This window comes from Streptomyces sp. NPDC127177, from assembly GCF_042672475.1.
GTDB lineage: Bacteria > Actinomycetota > Actinomycetes > Streptomycetales > Streptomycetaceae > Streptomyces.
This window is the reverse complement of record NZ_JBHXUW010000043.1, coordinates 25,715-45,622: the sequence shown is the minus strand read 5'-3', so window position 1 is coordinate 45,622 and position 19,908 is coordinate 25,715. Positions and strand designations below refer to the sequence as shown.

Here is a 19,908-nt window from a genome sequence, read left to right as displayed (position 1 = left end):
ACAAGGAGCCCCGCCATGCCCGCGCGTGCGTCCCAGCCCCGCGCCCTGAAGACGGCGAAGATCAAGATCACGACGAAGTGCAACCGGTCCTGCGACTTCTGCATATTCGCCGACGGCGCCCAGGGCGAGAACATGGCCCCAGAGCTGTTCTCCACCATCCTGACCCGGCTGGAGACCATCCCTTTCCAGCAGTTGCACATCAACGGCGGCGAACCCACCGTGCACCGGGACTTCCCCGCTCTCAGCGAAGCCGCCCGGACACGCCTGCCGGACAAGGTCATGGTTCTGGGCACGAACGCCATCACGCTGGCCCGCAACCAGCGGATCATGGAGGCCACGCTCCGCTCGTACGACCAGATCCTCATCGGCTGCGACGACGAACACGAGAACTACGCCGAAGTGCACGCCGTCGTGCCCCGTCTCCGCGAAGCCGGCAAGACCGTGGTCGTCAACAGCGTGCTGGAAGGCATCAGTTCTTCCCGTCTCGTGGAGCTCGCGAGGCTGTGCGACACGTACGGCGCGATCCACGTCACCAACCACGTGCACCACGTCGACGTCGGCCAGCCGTCGAACGAGCTGCGCGGCATCTGCGACCGCTACCTCGACCAGCACCTGATGATCGAGATGGACGGCTCCTGCTACCGCTGCTTCAACGCCATGGCGAAGGTCGACAGCGAATTCAGCATCTGGGACGAGGACTTCGCAGCCAAAGTGTTCGCTCCCCGAGGCCATCACTTCCGGTTCTGCCTTCGCTGCCACGAGTACACCGACTCGGGCGCCGCTCTCCTGCCTGCCCGCATTCCGACCGCATGACTCCAGACCGGAGGTACACGACCATGCCCGCAGTCCTCGGGCTGAACTTCCACCACGACACCGCCGCCACCTTGATCGTCGACGGCCGCCTCTACGCGGCAGAAGAGGAACGCTGGAGCGGCGTCAAGCACAACCACCCCACCCGCAAGGGCACGCTCGCCGCACCGGTCCGTGCCCTTCAGTGGTGTCTGGAGGCCGCCGGCATCGAACCGCAAGACGTCGACGCCGTCTGGGCCGCCTCCATGCGTCCCAATCCTGCCGCCGGCTGGTGGCTCACCGAGGAGCGGGACGAACTCGCCGCTCTCTTACCTGCCCCGCTCGGTGACCATCTCCGCCTCCTCTCCCACCACACCGCCCATGTGCTCTCCGGGTACCTGCTCTCCGGACACGACCACGCGGCGGGCCTCGTCATTGACGCCGGCGGCTCCTCCTTCGGCTCCGACTTCGGTCCGGGGCGGGAACGTATCACCGGCTACGACCTGCGGCCGGATCGCATCGACCGCGTCCACCAGAGCATGCCGACCGTGGTTCCCGGCCCTGTCGGACCTCGGCGCGTTCACTCCGCCCTCGGGCACTTCTACCGAAACCTGGCCCGCAGAGTGATCCCGCCGGGCGACGAACCCGAGGGCAGCATGATGGCGCTTGCGGCGTTCGGCGACCCCCAGCGTTACGGGCCGCAGATCCGCGAACTCGTACGGCTCGGCGACGACGGCGAGGTCCGGATCGGCCATCCCTGGGGCTCGGCGGACAGCAGCACACCGCTGCTGCTCCGTGGCGGCGTCTGGACCGCTGACAACGTCGTGGAGCAAGCCGACTCGGATCGGGCCGACCTGGCCGCCGCAGTCCAGGATGTCTTCTCCGAGTCGGTCATCCACATCGCACGCCATCTTCAACGGCTCACAAGAGCCTCGGCGCTGGTGTTCTCGGGTGGGTGCGCCCTGAACTCCCACCTCAACGGCCGGCTGGCCGACGACAGCGGCTTCGGCACCCTCTTCGTGGCGCCGGCACCGCATGACGCGGGCACCGCTGTGGGCGCTGCCTTGTACGGCTGGCACTACCAGCTCGGGCAGGAACGTCTCCGGGTGCCGACCGACGCGGCCTGGGGCCCTAACCCGGGCATTCTGAAAGCGGGTGCGATGCCATCCGGGTACCGCGCTCTGACCGGCCTGGGGGCGGACCTGGCACCGGCGGCGGCAGCGCTGCTCGCTCAGCACCGCATTGTCGGCTGGGTACAGGGACCGCTCGAATTCGGGCCCCGGGCCCTCGGGCACCGCTCGATCCTCGCCCACCCGGGCCACGCCGCCACGCGGGATCGACTCAACGCGATCAAGCAACGAGCTGCGTACCGCCCGTTCGCCCCGGCCGTCCTCGCCGAGCACGCCACGGAGTGGTTCATGTCGGCGGGCGACCCCTTCATGAACCGCGTCGCCCACGTCCGCCGGTGCCGAGCCGACCGCATAGCCGCGGTCACCCACCACGACGGCACCGCGCGCGTCCAATCCGTGGCCACAGACCACCAGGGCCTGCACGAACTCCTCCAGCGGTTCCACGAGCACACCGGCCTGCCGCTGCTGTTGAACACCTCCTTCAACCTCAAAGGCACGCCGATCCTGCGATCCGCCGAGCAGGCCGTACAGGCGGCAGCCGGCCTCGGGCTCGACGCCCTCGCCGTCGGAGACACCCTCCTGATCGCCGACCACGTCCCCGACCCCCGGGCTCTACCCCAGCCATCCTTACGAGAGGGGTGACGGAAATGGCCGTTGCCAATCTGCCTCACATCCTGACCACACTCGCCACCAGCACATGGGCCGTCGGGGACCGTTCCCGCGCCCGTGTGGCTGCCGGTCTGGCCCTCGCGATCTACGCCGGGCATACCCGAGATCAGGGCACCCCGTACGTCCAGCATCCGCTCGCCGTCGTCGCGGTTCTGCGGTCCGAGCTCGGCGTCACACAGCCCGAAACCCTCCTCCTCGGCCTTTTGCACGACGCACTGGAGGTCGATCCGGGCTCAGAGGCTCTCGTCACCCACCAGCTGGGGGCACCCTTCGCTGAACGCCTACGCGCGATGACGCCCGACCATCGGCTCGAACGCCGGCCCAAGGTTCCGGGCGACGAGAACCGATGGCGCGTGAAGACAGCGGCCCTCCCCGCGGAGGAGCTCCTGGTACGGCTGGCCGACCGTATCCACAACCTGCGCGACCTGGCCGCCTCGCCGAACCATGAACGCCGGCGGAAGTTCGTACGGAACCTCACTGACTTCCACCTCCCCCTGGCCGCCGCCGCACGCCGCCTCAGCCCTCACCTGGAAGCCGCGCACACGCTGCTCAACGCCGAGTACATCCACCACCAACAGGAGATACGCCCGTGAGACGGATCGTGTACTCGATGGAGCCGGTTGGTCGGACCGGCGGCCGGGTCTACCTCCGGATGCTTCACGAGGCGACCGCCGGCGATGTTGAGTGGCACACGGTTCCGGACCACAAGCGCACCTACCGCGTCCGCCGCTGGCGGAAGATCCGCCACCTCGCCCGACTGGCCCCGACCGTCCGGGCGCTGAGTTCCGCCGCCACCGGCACCTTCGTGTGGGACGACCTCAGCCTGCTGCTCTTCACACCGGAGATGCGGGCCCGCACGGTGTTCCTCCTGCACCACTACGAGCCGTTACAGCACGACTCCACTCCTGTGGAGGCCATGCTCTGGGAACGGCTGTTCCGGGTGCTGCCGCAGTGTGCGGCCGTGGTGTGCGTATCCCCGTACTGGGCTGACTTCCTCCGGTCCCGCGGTGTCCACAACGTACGGGTGATCTACAACGCCTTCGACATGACCGAGATCGAACGGGCACGCGCCCTTGACCGGGCCGAGTGCCGCGCCGAATTCGACCTGGCCGCGGACACGATCGGCGTGTACGCGGGCAAGGCCGTCCACTGGAAGGGCACCGCGGAGGTCGCGGAGGCCCTGGCCGGCGCACCCGGGCTTCAAGTGATCACCAGCGGCAGCAACACCATCGGCTTCGGCGGTACGCACTACGACGTGGAGCGCGAGCGATACCTGCGGCTGCTGCGGGCATGCGACGTCGGCGTCTTCCTGCCCCGGATGCGGGAGGGCTGGAGCCGCTGCGCAGCCGAGGCACTGCTGCTCGGGCTGCCCTGCCTGATCCGACCGGTCGCGGGCCTCGGCGATCTCGCAGCCCTGACCGGCCAGCCGGCACCAGACCTCGACCGTCTGTCGACGCAGGTCCGGGAACACGCTACGGCGCGCCGAACCGAAGCCAAGGCCGCGTACGAGGCCCTGGCCCGGTTCGACCTGCACTACTTCGGAAACGCCTGGGGCGACCTTCTCGCGCAGGTGGCCTGACCAGGGGCCGCTTACGCCTGCGCGGCCAGCTTCTCGACCGCGGCGTCCAGACGGGCCAGCACGCGGTCCCGGCCGAGCAGCTGCATGGACTCGAACAGCGGGAGTCCGATCGTTCGGCCGGTGACCGCGACCCGGATGGGCGCCTGGGCCTTGCCCAGCTTCAGCCCGTGCTTCTCTCCCACGGCGAGCGTGACGGCCTTCAGACCGTCCGCTTCCCAGTCCGCGACGGTGGCGAACTCGGCGCGGACATCGGCCAGGATGCCGTCGGCGCCCGCCTTCATCGCCTTGTTCCACGACGCCTCGTCCTCGACCGGCGAGTCGAGGAACAGGAAGTCCACGTTGTTGGTGATTTCGGACAGCAGCGCCAGCCGGGTCTGGGCCAGCGGTGCGACCGTCTCGAAGACGGCCTGGTCGAACGCCTCCGGCTGCCACGGCGCGTACGGGGCGACGAGCCACGGCGCACAGGCGGCGGCGAACTGCGCGGGCGCCAGGGCACGGATGTAGTCACCGTTGAACGCCGTCAGCTTCTTCACGTCGAAGAACGCCGGGGCGGTGTTGACGTCCTCGATCCGGAAGAGCTGCTCCAGCTCCTCGTACGGCATGAGCTCCCGGTCACCGCCGGGGCCCCAGCCGAGGAGCATGAGGTAGTTCACCATCGCCTCGGGAAGGAAGCCCTCGGCGAGGTAGTCCTCCAGCGCGACCTTGTCCCGGCGCTTGGAGAGCTTCTGCCGCTTCTCGTTCACGATCACCGGCAGGTGCGCCCACACCGGCGGCTGGGCACCGAGCGCCTCCCACAGCAGCTGCTGCTTCGGCGTGTTCGACAGGTGCTCCTCGCCGCGGATGACCTGAGTAATGCCCTCATCCAGGTCATCGACCACGTTCGCGATCAGGAAGACGGGGGACCCGTCACCGCGGGCGATCACGAAGTCCTCGATCGCACTGTTCGGGAACGCCGGCTCCCCGCGGATCAGGTCGACCACGACGGTCTCGCCCTCATCCGGCGTCTGGAACCGCAGCGCCCGCCCCGCCTCGAAGGCCAGCCCCCGGTCCCGGCAGAACCCGTCGTACCCGAGGTGCTCCGACCCGGTGCGCTCCTTCAGCTGCTCCCGGGTGCAGTCGCAGTAGTACGCCTTGCCCGCCGCGTACAGCTGCTGGGCAGCCTCGCTGTGCCGGGCCGCGTTGTGCGACTGCAAGTACGGCCCCTCGAAGGCCGCGTCCTCGCCATGAATACCGATCGCCGCGAGCGCGTTGATGATGCCGTCGATCCACTCCGGCTTGTTCCGGGCCGCGTCGGTGTCCTCGATCCGCAGGACGAACGTGCCGCCGGACTGTCGTGCCACGGCCCAGTTGTAGAGAGCGGACCGTGCGCCACCGACATGGAACATGCCGGTCGGAGACGGGGCGAAACGAACGCGAACCGGGGCAGTAGACATGTGCTCCAGGGTACCGACGCCGGGCGCCCGCCCCCGACCACTCCGGCTATCCCCGCGCCCTCGTTTTCCGGCGGCCCTCGTCATCTACTCGTACGTCTGCTTCCACAGCTCCCGCTGCGGCCGACCCCTGCCCCAGACCGTCCAGTGCGCCGAGCGATAAAGATGGGTCTGTTCGCCGCTCCACCGCTTCGGCTGCGCAATGCACCCCAATTTCCCGCGGGTCGCGTCGTCGGCGACGGGTACGGACCACAGCCGACACCAACAGTGCAGAACTCAGGGGGTGATCACCGCCCCGTTCTGCGGGGCGGAGGACAGCTGCTCTGGGAAGCTCCCGGATTTCGGCTTCGTGAGCCCAAGCCGCATCTGCACCTCGTCGAAGCTGAGGTCCGGCGTGCCGATACGACCGACGGATCGGCTATATGCAATCAGCATTGCTTCGGAGAAGGGGCTATCGAGGGTGGCAACCCGCTTCCAACCCCGTGCCTCATCGAGCGCGACGGAGCTTACGTTCTCGAAGTCGATCACTAGATCCGGAACATCCAGATAGCGAGGGAGAGCACGGTAACGATTGTCATCGACTCTGAACGCGCGCTGCGCTAGGCCCTTGTCCCTATTACTCTTGGCGCTCGACTGCCACGCAACGATGGCCGGGGACTCGGAGCTGTTCCCCTCATCGGTAAACACCCGGTCTGCTTTGGCCAGGTGCACGTACTGGACCTTCGCCACACGAGGCTTCGAAACCCTTGATTCAGGACGGTCCTCGTAGAGGTCGCAAGCCGGCGTAAGGACCAGCCACCAGCCGCCTTGTGGGTCGATAAGGAGGTCTGTCGCCGTGAGGTGATGGGTCACAGGGGGCATCAGATAGACCCGTGCCGCCTCGGACCGCCGTGCTGTTGCGACGAGGTCACCCTCCACGACGCGATCCAGCTCATGAAGACCGTTCTCCTTGAGCCAGGCTGCGAGACGATTGACGATGACAGGAGCGATCTCATTCGGGTCGGCAGCTGCCATCTCGGTCCAGTGCGGAGCAACCACGTCGCGCATAAAGTCGCGGACTTGGCGCTCCACGAGGCCGGAAATGCGACGTGTCAACGCCGGCACTCCTGAGAGCAACCCCTCCCTGACCGCAGGGGCGATATCATCCAAAGCGTTCTTCGTCACCACTCGAATGAGGGGAGGCTCCTCCAAGCCGCGTACTTGCTGGGGGACGCCCGTGAAGAAGACCACTGGCACCCACCTGACGCTGGCGATCTTCTTGTACAGCTCACGTCCGCGCCCCTCGGCGTCTGCGGACGGGCTACCTTCAGTAACGTCCCGGACATCGAGGATGACCAAGTCGAAGTCTTCTTGGTTCAGCCGCTCCTCGGCGGTGGCAAAGTCTTGCTCGACTTCGAACTGGATGACTCCCAGATCCGCGAGCTCTTCCGTGAGGAGCCCACGAAGGTCCTCGGTCATCTTGGCGTCGTCGTCAACGATGAGCACGCGATACGCGGCGTCCGCCGTTGTCACCCAACTCTCCTTCGCAGTCGTGCCCGGAAACTCGCGCCGGAGAGGGCGCCGGGGCTTACCAGCGACAGGTCACCATCGTAGAAGTCCTTCACGACGCTGCCTGCGATACTGAGGCCGAGGCCGATGCCATCCGGCTTGTCACTGAAATAGGTGTCGAAGATCAGATCTTTGATCTCCGCACGCACTCCGGGCCCACTGTCGCTGACCGTGATATCCACCACGTCGGCTTCGCCCTCTTGGTTGCGCTCAGTTTCGATCAAGATCTCGCGGTCTGCCTCGCTGGGCATCGTTGACAACCAGTAGACCGCGTTATTGACGAGATTTAGCACGAGTGTCCTGATATCACCCGGCTCGGCCGTGACCTTTACGTCCTCTCCGCCGATTGTGACGGTCACACCGTACTTGGCGATCTCAGATTCCAGTACGGAGACAGCTGCAGAGACGCTCTGGTGAAGCGAGAGTTCTCGTGGCCGCCCACGCTGCCGACCACTGAGAGGTTCGATGCGAGTGAAGAGCCGGTCGATAGCCCTCTCCTGCGCAGTGAAATCCGTGTGCAGTTCCCCGAGCGCGTCGGACAGGTCGGTGTCATGGACCTCGACCTTTTCCGTGATCTTCCTAAGTCGGCGAAGGTCGAATGCGATGCGGGCCAGGGCGGTCCTACCCTCGTGGAGGACAACGTCGACAAGGGTGCCTAGTGTCGCGAGCCGGGAGAACTGGGAGATGATCTCCTGGACTTTTCGCACACCTTCGTTGATCGTCTCCGTGGCCTCCTCGATGGCTCGCCCCAAGACGACATCATCTGGATACCGCTCGCTGGCGACTTGCCGAAGAGGATCCAGGTTGAAACTCCGGAAGACTCCGTGACCTCGCCCTTCGGGAGGACTGACCAGGGGTTCGTCGGCCACTTCCACGGTGGACTCCGGACGGCGCAACTTGTAGCGCAGGATCTCGAGTTTCGAGATCGCCTGCACTATCACCATCTTCAGTTCCTCGTACTCCGGACTATCAATCAGCCCTTCCCGGTGCGACCGGTCCTGGAGGCCCGGGTTCTCGTCCGCCGAGATATAGACGAATCCGGCAACCTGGTTATTGGACAGCCGCATGGTCGGGTTATTGACGCGTCGCTGGTCGAATCCAAGCCAGTCGTAGCCCGGTTCGCCGAAAGGCTGGACTCGGAACCCGTCCCGGTACAGCGCAACGCCGCTGTTGTCCCGGATCAGTTTCCGCACCTCGGTGAGGTTCTTCGACCCGGTATCAATATGGAAGAGCGGGTCCAGCGCCGACTTCTCCAGGTCCCATACGCGAAAGTCCAGCTTCAGTGGTCCGCAGGAAGGTCTGTCCGAATCCTTCCGGATGTTCTCCTCGACGATCACCGCGGGTTCGCTCCCGCTGGAGTAGATGGCCAAGTGGGCATTACCGTCGGCATCCACTGTGCCGACGAGCCGATAGAGCGGGTGTGCCAGCGTTTCGCTCGCGGCGACAAAGCCATGGTGGTGACGAAGGGGACCATCAGGGGTGTCTATGTAGATGGCAAACTCAGGCTGGTCCGGTACCGACAACTCAGCAGGAGGCGGCGGAGGCAGGAGCCGTGACAGGGAGCGTTTTAGGGCCTCAACGGCGTCAGGCCCCCAGGGCATCCGCAGCTTCTCAAGTCGGACTACGGTTCCGTGGCCAACCGACGCGTCGATCGATGCGGTCTGGAACCCCGTGACCACGTCAGCGAAGTTCCGCGCCGCCTCGCCACCCACCGCGAAGACGGACGGCAAGGCGGTGGACCAAGTGACCGGAACCTCGTCCAGGTAGGCGTCACCCTGCGTGAAGTTTCCCCAGTTGATACGGAGGGTGACTTCTGGGTCGCTGACCCGTCGCGTCGTGATGGTGGTGACGTTGGCCAAGCGGGCGGCTGCGAACCGACCGATGCCCTTGGCCCCGAGCACACGCCGCACACCCGACTCGCTGCGGCGGTTCCGGTGCCTATGCGGAGTAGCGATCTCCATCCAGGTGCCACGCACTGTGTCCGGGGACATGCCGTGCCCGTCGTCCCATACTTCGATCGAGCCATGCCCCTCCACGAGCGGCGGGTTGAAGCGGATCAGCACGAGGCTGGCATCGGCGTCGTAGGAGTTCTTCACAAGTTCGGTGAGTGCCACCCGCTCGTTGCTGATCAGCTCCTCACCCAAGGTGCTCATCAGCCGCGCGCGCGGCCGGAGATACGCTTCCGTACCCTCCGAATCCAATCTGGGCCTCACTTTCGGTCCGTCACGGTCCAGCCTCAGCGCAGCCAGAGAGGTAGATTGTATCGACGTTGCGGATGACCGCTCGTGTGCGGCCGTGCGACCGAGGGCACGTTGCTCGGAAGTGGCCGAATACCGCCCCTGAGTGGCGCCGACCAGGAAGAAGGTCACTCGGATGTTCCTTCTGGTGAGCCGCCCCGTTGAGGCGTAGGGGGTGGAACGGGGCGCTTGTCCGCAAGGCCCGTGATCGAGCTGTCGGTGGCATCCCGTACGATCGATCATTTCGAGGGGTGTCCCAGGAACATCACCTCGAAGACACAGAGTGCGGACCTCACCGATCATGAAGCCCACTGGTGAATCAAGCCAGGTGGATGCCGGGTGTTCGGGTGGCTCGACCTCGTCGAAGTTGTTGCTTCCGCGAGCGTGTCCGTGATCTCCTGGTGCTCGTTCGTCTCGTGCCTGTTGGAGGTTGTGCTGTGGAGAAGGGGAAGTACGGCGTACCCCTGGAGCGGAGCGACTACCTTCCGCTCGAACGGCACGCGGAGAGCTGCTCTCCGGAGGACTTCCGGAAATGGCTGAAGACCCACGGTAAGGGCCAGCGGCTCGCCGTCGACCTATTCTCCGGAGCCGGTGGTCTGAGCTACGGCGTGAAGCAGGCGGGTTGGACAGTCGCGGCTGCCGTCGACTTCGACGAGCGCGCTCTGGAGACCCATGCGGCGAACTTTCCCGGCATGAGTCTCCACATGGACCTCGGTAACCCTGACGAGCGTGACCACTTGGTTGAGCTCCTGACGACTGCTGACATCGACCTGATCGCAGGCGGGCCTCCCTGCCAGCCCTTCAGCCGCGCCGGACGCAGCAAGATCCGGGATCTTGTGACGAACCACAAGCGGGACCCGGAGGATCTTCGCAAGGAACTGTGGCGCGCCTACGTGGACGTTGTCACGCGTGTCAGGCCCCGGGCCATCCTCATGGAGAACGTGCCAGACATGGGGCTTGGAGACGACTTCTTCGTGGTGCGCACAATCGAGCAGCACCTGGAGGATCTTGGGTACGCCACGCAGGTCCGCCTTGTCGACGCCTGGCACTACGGTGTTCCCCAGCACCGGAAGCGCCTGATCCTGCTCGCGAGGAACGACGTCGAGCGCTTCGACTGGCAGCCGAAGCAGGACGGCTTCACCAACCTCCGTGAGGCGATCGGTGACCTTCCCGGCCTCGATCCGCAGCCCAGGAAACGCGTCGGCGAACGAGAGATGGCCTACCGCATGCCAGAGGCTCCCTCAGCCTTCGTGGAGATGATGCGTAAGGGCGCCCCGGAGGGGCTTGTCTGGGACCACATGACGCGCCGGGTCCGAGACGACGACTGGAAGATCTTCTCCGAGCACATGGACTCCAAGACCCTGTACTCGGATATTCCGGAGGAGTTCCGTCGCTACAGTGCCGAGAACTTCACGGACAAGTACAAGAAGCTGGCCTGGGGCGAGCGCAGCCGTTCCATCACTGCGCATATCGCCAAGGACGGCTACTGGTACATCCATCCGGACGAACCCCGAACACTCACTGTGCGTGAGGCGGCCAGGGTGCAGACCTTCCCAGACTGGTTCCGGTTCGCCGGCACCCGTAGCGACGCCTTTCGGCAGATCGGGAACGCGGTACCACCACTGTTGGGCAAGGCGGCAGCCGAAGCACTGGCACCCGTGGAAGGCGTACAGGCACAGCTCGGAGGACTACAGCCGCATTGGCGGCAGGTCAGAGAGGAGCTAGTGGCCTGGGCCCGGGAGAGGCGGAACGGCGACGACTGGTGCCACCTCCCCGGCGAGCAGATGTCACAGCTCTCGGCGGCCGTGATTGCGCTTCTCTCCGGCGCCAAACCGTCGGCAGCCCAACTGGACGAGATCCTGAAGGACGTGAGATGGCGCAAGACCCTCACGTCCAAGGCGTTCCATAACCTCTTGGAAGCAGCCCCCTCCGAGAAGGTCAGGACACGACTGGAACGGCTTGCTCCCCTCGTCGATGACGCAGCTGCCTGGCAGGAGAGCAGGCGTCTTGAGATTCCCAAGCGCCTCGCTCTCAAGCCGGCGGAAGCATCTCTCTATCGCCTGCTGGTGGGCGAGGACCTCCTCTGGGTGGGCCAAGGGGCGCTGCGGGTTGCCGCACGTCTGAACGACAGCGACGCGGACCGTACGAACAGACTCAGTGACGGCCGGGTCAACCTGGTGAGGCTCGTGGGCGCCGGGGGCGAGGATGCACCGCTCCGCATGGCTGCGTTGCGTCTCATCAGCAGCACCGTCTGCAGCGCGCGTGAACCGATGTGCGCCGAATGCCCGCTGAGTAAACACTGCAAGCGGAAGTCCGATGCCTCAGACGTCTCAGTGACCACAAACGGCAACAGGGCATCAGGAGTCAAAGGACGCGGAGATAGGAAGCGCCCTTCGGCGTAGGGGGCACGCTGGAAGAGGGCGTTCAGGAGGACTGCCCGATGCAAGCTGTGTACACCCTGCGCGCGGCCTGCTCGACATCGGTGCGGATCTCGCACTCCCAGACGCGGACGACGGTCCACTCCTCTGACTCGGCCGCCATTGTGTTGCGGCGGTCCCGCTCTCTGTTGATCTCGATCTTCTCCCTCCACAGCGAGGCGTTCGGGCCTCGGAAGTCCTTGGGCCCGTGTACAGGGCAGCCGTGCCAGAAGCATCCGTCGACGAAGACGGCAACGCGGTACCTGGGCAGGACGAAGTCCGCTCTGCAGCGGGCCGCCACCCGGCGCTGAAGTCGGAACCTCAGCCCGAGCCGATGCACGGCGCGGCGCAGAGCGACCTCCGGAGCGGTGTCACGTACGCGCCGCCCGCGCAGGTGACCGCTCTTCTCGGTACTGACCCAACCGGTGCCCGCCGTGTCGTCTCCCGTTGCCATGTTCGTTGTCCCGCCGTCGGCCGATCTGGGCGAAGGGAGGGGTGCCACACTCTTCCCATGCTTAGGGAACCATCTGAACTCCGGATCGACAGCCAGGGCCGGATCGAACTCCCCATGAGCCTGCTCGCGGAGGCGGGTATCGCGCCGGAGGCCGCGCTCATCGCGTTCAGTGACGGAGACGGACGGATCGTGCTCCGCCGCGCCGAGGACGCGATGAGGGACCTGATCGAGCGGGGGCAGCTCTGACCGTCGGTGGGGTGTCGTCTACGCCCCGGGGGTGAACCCGAGGGACAGGGCCTCGCTGCGAGCGTGCAGGGCCTGCACCGCCTGCGGCTCGGGGACCTCTTGGTCGAGTTCGAGACGCCTTCCGACGTACTGGGCCAACTGACGCTGTGCGGGTACGAGGTTGTGGGTCTCCTTGGCCCACTGCTCGAGCGCGTACCACTCGTCCGCGGGGACCACCGTCACCTCATCCCTGGCCCCCTCGGCTCCCTCGGTGCCGCCCGCCAGCGCCTCCTCGTCCAAGGGATGCTCGCGGAGCTCCGACTGCAGGTCGCGGGGGACGGTCCAGCGAACCCTGGAGACCGCGTCCCAACAGCTGGGCTTCTTGGCCCATTCGCCGACGTGGTTACCTTCGCGTGGATTGGTCACCACCGCCATGACCCGGGGACACAGATCGTCGATCGCGTCTTCGAGAGCCGGCGAGATCCGCTGTTCACGCCAGATCCGGTCGAGGTCGATGCGCCGGTCCGTGGCGAGGGACAAGCGTGCCACCGTGTAGGTCGTGATCATGCTCTTGTAACTGCCTGCCTCGTGGGTCGCCGCGATGCGGTCGACCGCTTTGAACAAAACAGCCATCGCGATCACGCGTTGGCAGTACTGCACGTCGACGTGAGGGGGCGCCTCGTCGATGCGGACCATGAACGCCGCAAAATTCTTCTGCGCTCCACGACTGACCTGGAACGGAAGGTGGTTCCAAGAGTTGACGTACTTGGCGAGGTCCGCCTTCGTGAACTTCTGCCTCGTAGGGTTGAGCTTCTTGAAGGTGCGCTGCTTCGCAGGGGTCCAGGCCTTGGCCACCTCGTCGGTGTACTGGCCGCGTGCACGCTCGTAAAACCAGTGAGTCTCCTGACCGCTCCCGTCGGTCGCCGACGCCCAAAGGGATCGCGTGATCCGCTGGACGGCCACGTGGTACTCGTGGTTCGAACTGAAGTCGACCAGCGTCACCCGGTTCTGTGTGTTCGAGTACTCGGAGATCATCGGGACGATCTCCGCGAGCCGCTCGGGGGACACCTCCGTCAGTTTCATCTGTACCGACACATGCGAGAGATCCGCTTTGTCGCGGCTCTGCGCGTAGTGCAGTGACGCCGTCGTCTGGCCACCGTTCACCACTTGGATTCCGTGAACACGGGAAATGCCTGTCGGCTGTCCGTCCGGGCCGTGCACGAAGTCGACCTGCGAGGCGGTCGCCGTGATGCCGTTGTTGTACGCCAGGAACCTGCCGGGCGCGCTCAGGAGCGTCTCCCTGATTCCCCGGTTCACCGAGCCACGGGCCTGCAGGAACGACCGGACGTTGAGTTCGAGGAGTCGGGTGCCGTACTCCCCGTACAGCTCGGCCAGTCTCCGCCCCGGGATGACCGCCATGGCCACCGAGTGGTCCGACTCGCTGCTGGGCGCGGAGACGCACGGCAGCGGAGGTTCGAAGGAGACCACGATGGGCTCGCTGATGCTGCCGGACGTCGCATGGCGGTGCAGCCGCGCTAGGTCCCACACCTCGTGGGTCACGGGGAGACCGTCGAAGTCGGTGGGCGGAACCACGGTGCTGGTGCCGACACGGTTACTGAGGAGGAAGAGCCGGATCCTCTGTACCTCGGTGAGGGCCTTCTCGACCGCCGCGCACATGTCGTAGACATCGAACGACTCGTCGATGTGCTGACGCAGCCCGTCCCGGCACCGTTTTACGAACGTCAGCAGCCGCTTGAAGGCCGTCTCGGTCTGGCTCTTCGTGAGCTTGGACTCCGAGGGGCCCAGGGTGAAGTCCGTGACGAACAGGTCGAGGCACTCCCCGGACTCCCCGATGCCATATCCGTGGACCAGATGCCCTTGCGCCTTGTGGTAAGCGGTGAAGGTGTTGGAAGCGATGCCCGCCTGCTCCAGGTCTTCGAAGACCCGTCGGGTGAACGCCTCCGAGGGGTTGCTTCCCTCAGCGTCGGCGGTCGCCTGGACATCTGCCACGAGATCGCGTGAATACTCGGACAGGTCGAGCTCAGGCATGCAAGCCCCCGATCAGTTCGGTCACCTCGTCGGTCGTGGCGCGGTACTGATCCAGCCCCGAGGTACTCACGTGGTAAGTGCAGTCGCCGACACCTGCGGCGAGATCCGCTTCAACAATTCTCGGAAAATCCCCCCGCACATGCCAGAAGTGCAGATCGCGAAGGGTGTAGCGGGGCTCGTCGTACATGTCTCGCTGTCCGGGAAGGTATCCGGCTTGGACGAGACGCCCATCGAACTGAGCCCGGTCAGCGGAGCTGGTGAGCCGCTCGCGTATCCGTTCGACGAGCCGGTTCAGACTCTCGCCCGATCCACCACGCCGTTCGTCGAGCATCGCCAGTGCCAGCAGCAGTGCGGGTGTGCCGGTGCCGTCCAGCTGCCGCTCGCTGGCGATACGGATGCTACGCGGACGCCTGGCGGTGCTGGCCTTCGCCTCGATCGCCACCTCGGATAGCTGGAAGTCCTGGTTGGCTCCGCTCGGACCAGTCCACGCCTCCACGGCATCAGCCGGGTCGACGGCGGGCAGGACGTGCTCTCGGAGTACAAGAAGCTCGCCCACAAGGCCGCGGCGTGCCTCGGGAGCCAGGCCGTCCTTACTTACGGAGCGAAGGAGGTCCTGCCACCGCTCGAACCTGTCCACGGCGGCGGTCAGGGCGGCAGCGGCCTCGGGGGCGTCCCTGACGGTGTCGGCAACGTCGGTGACGAGCGGGTTGAAAACCTCACGCAGTTCGTTCGCGGTCAGGACCACCTGGAGTTCGTACTCGAGCCGCGACACCGCGCTCAGGTTCATCTCCAGTCCGGCCGCACGCGGCAGCCGCCCCACCGAGCGCACGATGTGGTCCGCGGAGCGGGCGTCGGTCCTGAGGACCAACATGCGTTGGTGACCAGGGTGGGTGACGGACAGGAAGACGTCCAGAGGAGCGTTCGGGTGTAGCCGAAGCCGGGACCTACCGGGCGTGCTCTGGGGGGTCTCCAGGCCCTGCCACTCGGCCTCGGTGACGGTCACTCCCCGCCCTCCTCGTCGTCGAAGGCGTCGAGGCCCTCCTGCTGCCAGATGGTATTGACGACGTACTCCGTGTCGGACTGGTGCTCGGAGCGGGGGAAGCTCACCTTGAAGCCCACCAGAGGCGGCTCTGCCTCACCGTCCGGAGAGGCCGCCGGCCGCTCGATCAGGTAGATCAGCAGCAGGGCCTGGTCGGGCCTCCTCTGCCAGCGCAGGTGCTCGCCCGAGGGCATCTGGGGAACCTTCTCCTTCTTCTTCATCGCCGCGGCCATCTGCGTGGCGTCGAGAGCGGCCTTCACCTGGGCCGGTTCGAGGTCGAGGTACTCGTCAGGCGGGCTGAGCACCCGGCGGATCGTGTAGCGCCCCTCCGTCCTGAAACCGGGATTGATCGCCGCGCGGGTCACCGGCCCGATGGTGTGTCCAGCGACGTTCTGCGCATCCTGTGCCGCGGACTTGCCGACCAGGTGCACCGTCCACTCGTGTAGTTCGCCCACCGCCACGCACTGGTCGATGTACTTCGCGATGAACCTGGGACGGACGCGCTGCGCCATGCGGTCGGTCTCGTAGCTGGAGAGGAAGTCGGCGATCACCTCGGAAGGCACCGACTTCCACGCGACATTGCCGCCCGGAACCTTCGACTCGGCCGCCGCGACGCCGTCGAGCCGCTGGACGAAGTCCTCAAGTGCCTTGAGGTTTTGGTCAACGGTCTTCTGAGCGAGGTTGAAGATCACGGTCTCCGGGCCCTCGCCGGAGTAACTGAGCATGACCTTCGTACCCTGGCGCATCTTGTTGGTGGCTGTGATCGCGAGGCCGAGCGAGGAGGCACGTACCTTCAGCCCGAAGTTCCTTGGGGTGAGGTTGAGCGCGGCCATTTCCTCCACCTCACGGCGAAGTTCGTCGGTCGCGGCGGTCACCTCGACGTACTTGGCCTGGAGGTCGGACGTCGTGTAGAGACGGCACAGGTCCTCGTACCCCGGGCGGAATCCGAACCACCGGCCCATCTGCAGCAGGGTGTCGTAGGTGTTGGACGTACGCAGGTAGTAGCTGACGGTCAGCCCTTCCAGGGTGAGTCCGCGGGAGAGTTTCTGACCTCCGATGGCGATGACGGAGAGACCGGTCCTACGGTGCTCGTAGTAGTCGAGCGCGTCACGTGAGGCGCCGTTCACCGTCTTGACCACGATCTTGCGCAGGGCCGGCATGACCTGTATGGCCACCTCCTCCCAGGTCAATGGCTCGGCCTCGTCCGCGGGGAAGTGGTCCGTGGTGGGGACGAAGTCGCGCTCCCACAGGGTTTGGAGCTCTGCCATCCGCTCCGGAGCCTGCCCGTACCGGTCACGGAGCGAGTCCACTAGAAGGCCCAGATGGTCGGCCACTTGGTCACGAACGATCCCCTGGACGGCGGTGAAGCGGGTGACGTGCACCAGCATGGAGTTGTGCACCTTCGTCTGCCCCCGCGCCCTGCGAGCGGCACACGAGAGCACGAACGAGGCAATCGCCTCACGCAGAGACTGGGGTAGGTCGTCGGACGGGACGAAGGCGGACTTGTGCTTGCTCGGAACCCAGCTCTCGGCGTCGTCCACGGGACGCACGAGCGGCAACGGGGGCACGTCGTCCTCGTCGTCGTTGTCGACCTGGAGTCCGAAGACCCGCTCCGGGCCGAGGTAGTTGGACGGTGAGGGCAGCGTCCGGATGAAACTGTCGGGGAAGAGGTCGGCGCCGAGGGCGGCGTGGTCCACATCGGGATCGATGTAGATGTTGGCGTACGGCGTCGCGGTGTACCCGACGTAGGCCGACTTCTCGAAACTCTGCATGAGGTCTCGGATCGCGGCGTTGGTCTTCGTCGGATCCGCGTCAGGGTCCCGCTTGGTGTTGATGGAGGCGTTGTCGGCCTCGTCGTCGATGACGAAGAGCGGGATGTCACGCACGACCTTGCGGCCGGTCTCATCCTCGGCGCCTTGTACCTCCGTCACCCAAGTACGGAGGTACTCGAGGATCTTCCAGTGCTTCTTCACGACGAGGACGACCGGGAACCGGCCGAGGGGGAAGTTGACCGCGTTGGCCGCCTGACGACCGAAGTCGCCCTTCTCGGAGCTGTTCGTGGGCGACGCGATGTCGAGCCTCTTGGCGCCGGGCATCCGCCCAGCACCCATGAGACGGGACTTCCCGTTCTGGTTGGACCGCTGCTGGTGCTGTGTGTCGAAACCCAGGAGGCCCTCGTCGACACGCAGCTGCGTCTGGCTGCGGAGGTCGTTGTGGATTCCGGCCAGGACCACCACGAACTGGTATCCCGCGTCCACGGCCTTTGCGGCGAGCCCGATGTACTGCCCTGTCTTGCCCGACTGAACCTGACCGATCACAAGGCCGGTACGGCGCCAGGATCCGATGCGGCGCGGGTCCTCCAGCTGGCTCAGGACCTCGTCCGTGCTCTGGTCCAGCCGACGCACGACTACCGGGGGCAGGCTACGGACGTCCTCGAGGTAGCGACGGTAGCGCTCCCAGAAGTCCCATTCGCGGTCGTTCTTCGCCTCCGGCAGCCACGGCTCGTGTCCCCTGTCGCTCTCGAGACCGGAGGAGCCCTCCTGGAAAACGGCGGTTATGGCCTCGATCTCCTTGGCCAGCTGGTCTCGATCGACAACCTCCCCTTGGCCGGCCAACATCCCGAAGATGACGGTAACGGCGTTCTGCACCTCTTCCGGAGTCGGCTGACGGTCCTGGGACAGCAGTGCGAGAACCAGGCGCCTGGCTTTGGCAAGGGACTCGAAGGAGTCCTCAGGGGTGGAACTCACAGCTGACCTCCAGCTGAACGGGGACGGTATCGGGCAGGGTAGGGGCGACTACTGAGAACGGGCTCACCCGCTCCAGAAGCCCTGCATTTGATCGAAGGGGGGCATGGTCCGGAGTCGCTCCCGGGCGGCTGCGGGCGAACGACCGTCGGAGACCATCGCCTCGTAGATCCGTTGTGCGACCTCCGTCGCGCCGGCGTCGGCAGGTCCCGGACCGCCGAAGGGCTCGGGGTCGTCACTGGTGTCCGTCTCATGCATCACACGGAGGGCCGTAACCGGCACGGTCTCCTCCAACAGGCGGATCAGGGCTCGCACGTCGTCTGTACTGGCGCCGCCGGGGCGTAGCGCCGCCCTCACCAAGGGGTGACCACGGTTGATCCTGCAGGTGACCTGGTCACTCGCACGGCGGACGTTCCACGCGTAGAGGAGTGGGTCACCGTGCGTTCGCGCCGCGATCTGCCCGCGGTGGCGCAGCACGTCGGCGGCTCTCCTCCGAGCCTGCAGAGCGATCCGGCGGAGGTGGGGACGCAGGCCGACGGGCGGCACAACGCTGGACTTACGGACGTCGACGCCCCACTCGACGTCCGTCCCGGCGGAGATGTCCACGGCGATCCGTGCCAAATTGTACTTTTCCTCGCGGCGTACACCGCGCTGGCCAAGCCAGTCGCCGGCCAGGATCAGACGGTCCCGCCGGTACACGTAGAACCCCTGCTGGTCGAGCCAACCGCGTGGGCCGCTGGCCTTGTCGTACTCGGCAGGCGTGAGCCGCTGCGCGCTGGGGAGGACGAACGCCTCCACTCGTACGAAGCCGGTGCCGAGCGGAAGTTGCTCCACAGGGAGGGGCTGAACAGAAGGGTGACCGGAGAGGAAGGGGTCCCAGGGCTCGACCGGGCTACCGGAGACACGCATCGTGCGGCGACGACTGCCCGTCAGGAACCGGGCGAAGACCATGCCCAAGTGCGACTCCGCGCGGGCAGCCTCTGCGTAGAACTGCTTCTGGGTCCGCTCGTCGTCCTCGGTCACGCCGTCGACGTGGTATCCGTTTAGCCGCCGCCACAAAACGACCGTGCCATGGTCAGCCCTACCGCGGATCCTGTCGAGCAGGTCCGCCGTCGCCTCGTCCACGCCGTGCAACAGCCTCCACTCACCGAACTTCTCAACGACGTCGAGATCCCACGTACGTACGTGCCACTCTCCGGAGACAGCGGTCGCGACGGTGAGCTGACGGGCCTGGGAGAACGACGCGGACTTGAGTCCGACGCCGAAGCGCCCCAAATCCGTGGCGGTACGCGGTGTGGCGGGACCGCGCGCAGCCACGGTCATGGCGGTCACGAGATCGTCCGCGCTCATCCCTTCGCCGTTGTCGACGACAGCGATCCACGAGTCCTGTCCAGCCCATGTGAACTCGATGTCGATGTTGGCTGCCTTCGCGGAGATGCTGTTGTCCACGAGATCCGCGATGGCGGCGGGCAGTGAATAGCCGAGAGAGCTGAGCGAGGCGACCATGCCTGCAGGTTCAGGGGCTGCGATGTCGTATTTCATGCCCAGTTCCAGTCCTGCTCCCCGTTGCAACCGCTTGCCGACGCGTGGTGTCCGAG

General features: G+C 65.9%; 14 protein-coding genes. 6 read left to right on the top strand and 8 right to left on the bottom strand.

Annotated features, from left to right (window positions below):
* Positions 1–15 precede the first annotated feature (15 nt).
* Genes ACFVJX_RS25150 through ACFVJX_RS25135 form a run of 4 tightly spaced genes read left to right on the top strand, consistent with a single transcriptional unit; the run spans position 16 to position 4,167 of the window.
* The gene (locus ACFVJX_RS25150) at positions 16–813 is read left to right on the top strand and encodes a radical SAM protein (protein ID WP_350686882.1); all 798 of its coding nucleotides are present in this window, start codon (positions 16–18) and stop codon (positions 811–813) included.
* 23 nt (positions 814–836) lie between these two features.
* Positions 837–2,561 (top strand): carbamoyltransferase C-terminal domain-containing protein, encoded by a 1,725-nt coding sequence (locus tag ACFVJX_RS25145; RefSeq protein WP_384128292.1) that lies wholly within the window; start codon positions 837–839, stop codon positions 2,559–2,561.
* A 5-nt stretch (positions 2,562–2,566) separates the two neighbouring features.
* Positions 2,567–3,181: an HD domain-containing protein gene (locus ACFVJX_RS25140; protein ID WP_384128294.1), complete on the top strand. Its 615-nt coding sequence runs from the start codon at positions 2,567–2,569 to the stop codon at positions 3,179–3,181.
* Complete coding sequence (locus ACFVJX_RS25135) at positions 3,178–4,167, top strand: glycosyltransferase (protein WP_384128296.1); 990 nt, start codon at positions 3,178–3,180, stop codon at positions 4,165–4,167. The genes ACFVJX_RS25140 and ACFVJX_RS25135 overlap by 4 nt, the downstream gene beginning before the upstream one ends.
* A gap of 11 nt (positions 4,168–4,178) precedes the next feature.
* Here ACFVJX_RS25135 and gltX read toward each other — a convergent pair whose 3' ends face one another.
* From gltX to ACFVJX_RS25120, 3 genes are all read right to left on the bottom strand, one after another.
* Positions 4,179–5,552, bottom strand: coding sequence for a glutamate--tRNA ligase (gene gltX, locus ACFVJX_RS25130; RefSeq protein WP_384128376.1), 1,374 nt, complete (start codon positions 5,550–5,552; stop codon positions 4,179–4,181).
* Between the two features lie 321 nt (positions 5,553–5,873).
* Entirely contained in the window at positions 5,874–7,109 is a 1,236-nt protein-coding gene (locus tag ACFVJX_RS25125) for a hypothetical protein (protein WP_384128298.1), read from the bottom strand.
* Positions 7,106–9,514, bottom strand: coding sequence for an ATP-binding protein (locus ACFVJX_RS25120; protein WP_384128300.1), 2,409 nt, complete (start codon positions 9,512–9,514; stop codon positions 7,106–7,108). The genes ACFVJX_RS25125 and ACFVJX_RS25120 overlap by 4 nt, the downstream gene beginning before the upstream one ends.
* Positions 9,515–9,819: 305 nt before the next feature.
* On the opposite strand from ACFVJX_RS25120, the gene dcm reads away from it, so the two are divergent.
* Entirely contained in the window at positions 9,820–11,784 is a 1,965-nt protein-coding gene (gene dcm, locus ACFVJX_RS25115) for a DNA (cytosine-5-)-methyltransferase (RefSeq protein WP_384128302.1), read from the top strand.
* Between the two features lie 22 nt (positions 11,785–11,806).
* Here the strand turns inward: dcm and ACFVJX_RS25110 are convergent, their stop codons facing one another.
* Positions 11,807–12,253 (bottom strand): very short patch repair endonuclease, encoded by a 447-nt coding sequence (locus ACFVJX_RS25110; protein WP_384128304.1) that lies wholly within the window; start codon positions 12,251–12,253, stop codon positions 11,807–11,809.
* Positions 12,254–12,310: 57 nt separating this feature from the next.
* On the opposite strand from ACFVJX_RS25110, the gene ACFVJX_RS25105 reads away from it, so the two are divergent.
* Positions 12,311–12,499: a hypothetical protein gene (locus ACFVJX_RS25105; protein ID WP_145809442.1), complete on the top strand. Its 189-nt coding sequence runs from the start codon at positions 12,311–12,313 to the stop codon at positions 12,497–12,499.
* Between the two features lie 18 nt (positions 12,500–12,517).
* Here the strand turns inward: ACFVJX_RS25105 and ACFVJX_RS25100 are convergent, their stop codons facing one another.
* The 4 genes from ACFVJX_RS25100 to ACFVJX_RS25085 form a co-directional block, all read right to left on the bottom strand.
* Positions 12,518–14,527 (bottom strand): AIPR family protein, encoded by a 2,010-nt coding sequence (locus ACFVJX_RS25100; protein WP_384128307.1) that lies wholly within the window; start codon positions 14,525–14,527, stop codon positions 12,518–12,520.
* Complete coding sequence (locus ACFVJX_RS25095) at positions 14,520–15,530, bottom strand: PD-(D/E)XK motif protein (RefSeq protein WP_384128309.1); 1,011 nt, start codon at positions 15,528–15,530, stop codon at positions 14,520–14,522. The genes ACFVJX_RS25100 and ACFVJX_RS25095 overlap by 8 nt, the downstream gene beginning before the upstream one ends.
* Positions 15,527–18,313, bottom strand: a complete 2,787-nt coding sequence (locus ACFVJX_RS25090) for a Z1 domain-containing protein (RefSeq protein ID WP_384128311.1) — start codon at positions 18,311–18,313, stop codon at positions 15,527–15,529. Before ACFVJX_RS25090 ends, ACFVJX_RS25095 begins: the two co-directional genes overlap by 4 nt.
* 63 nt (positions 18,314–18,376) lie before the next feature.
* Positions 18,377–19,852, bottom strand: coding sequence for an ATP-binding protein (locus tag ACFVJX_RS25085; protein WP_384128312.1), 1,476 nt, complete (start codon positions 19,850–19,852; stop codon positions 18,377–18,379).
* Positions 19,853–19,908 lie beyond the last annotated feature (56 nt).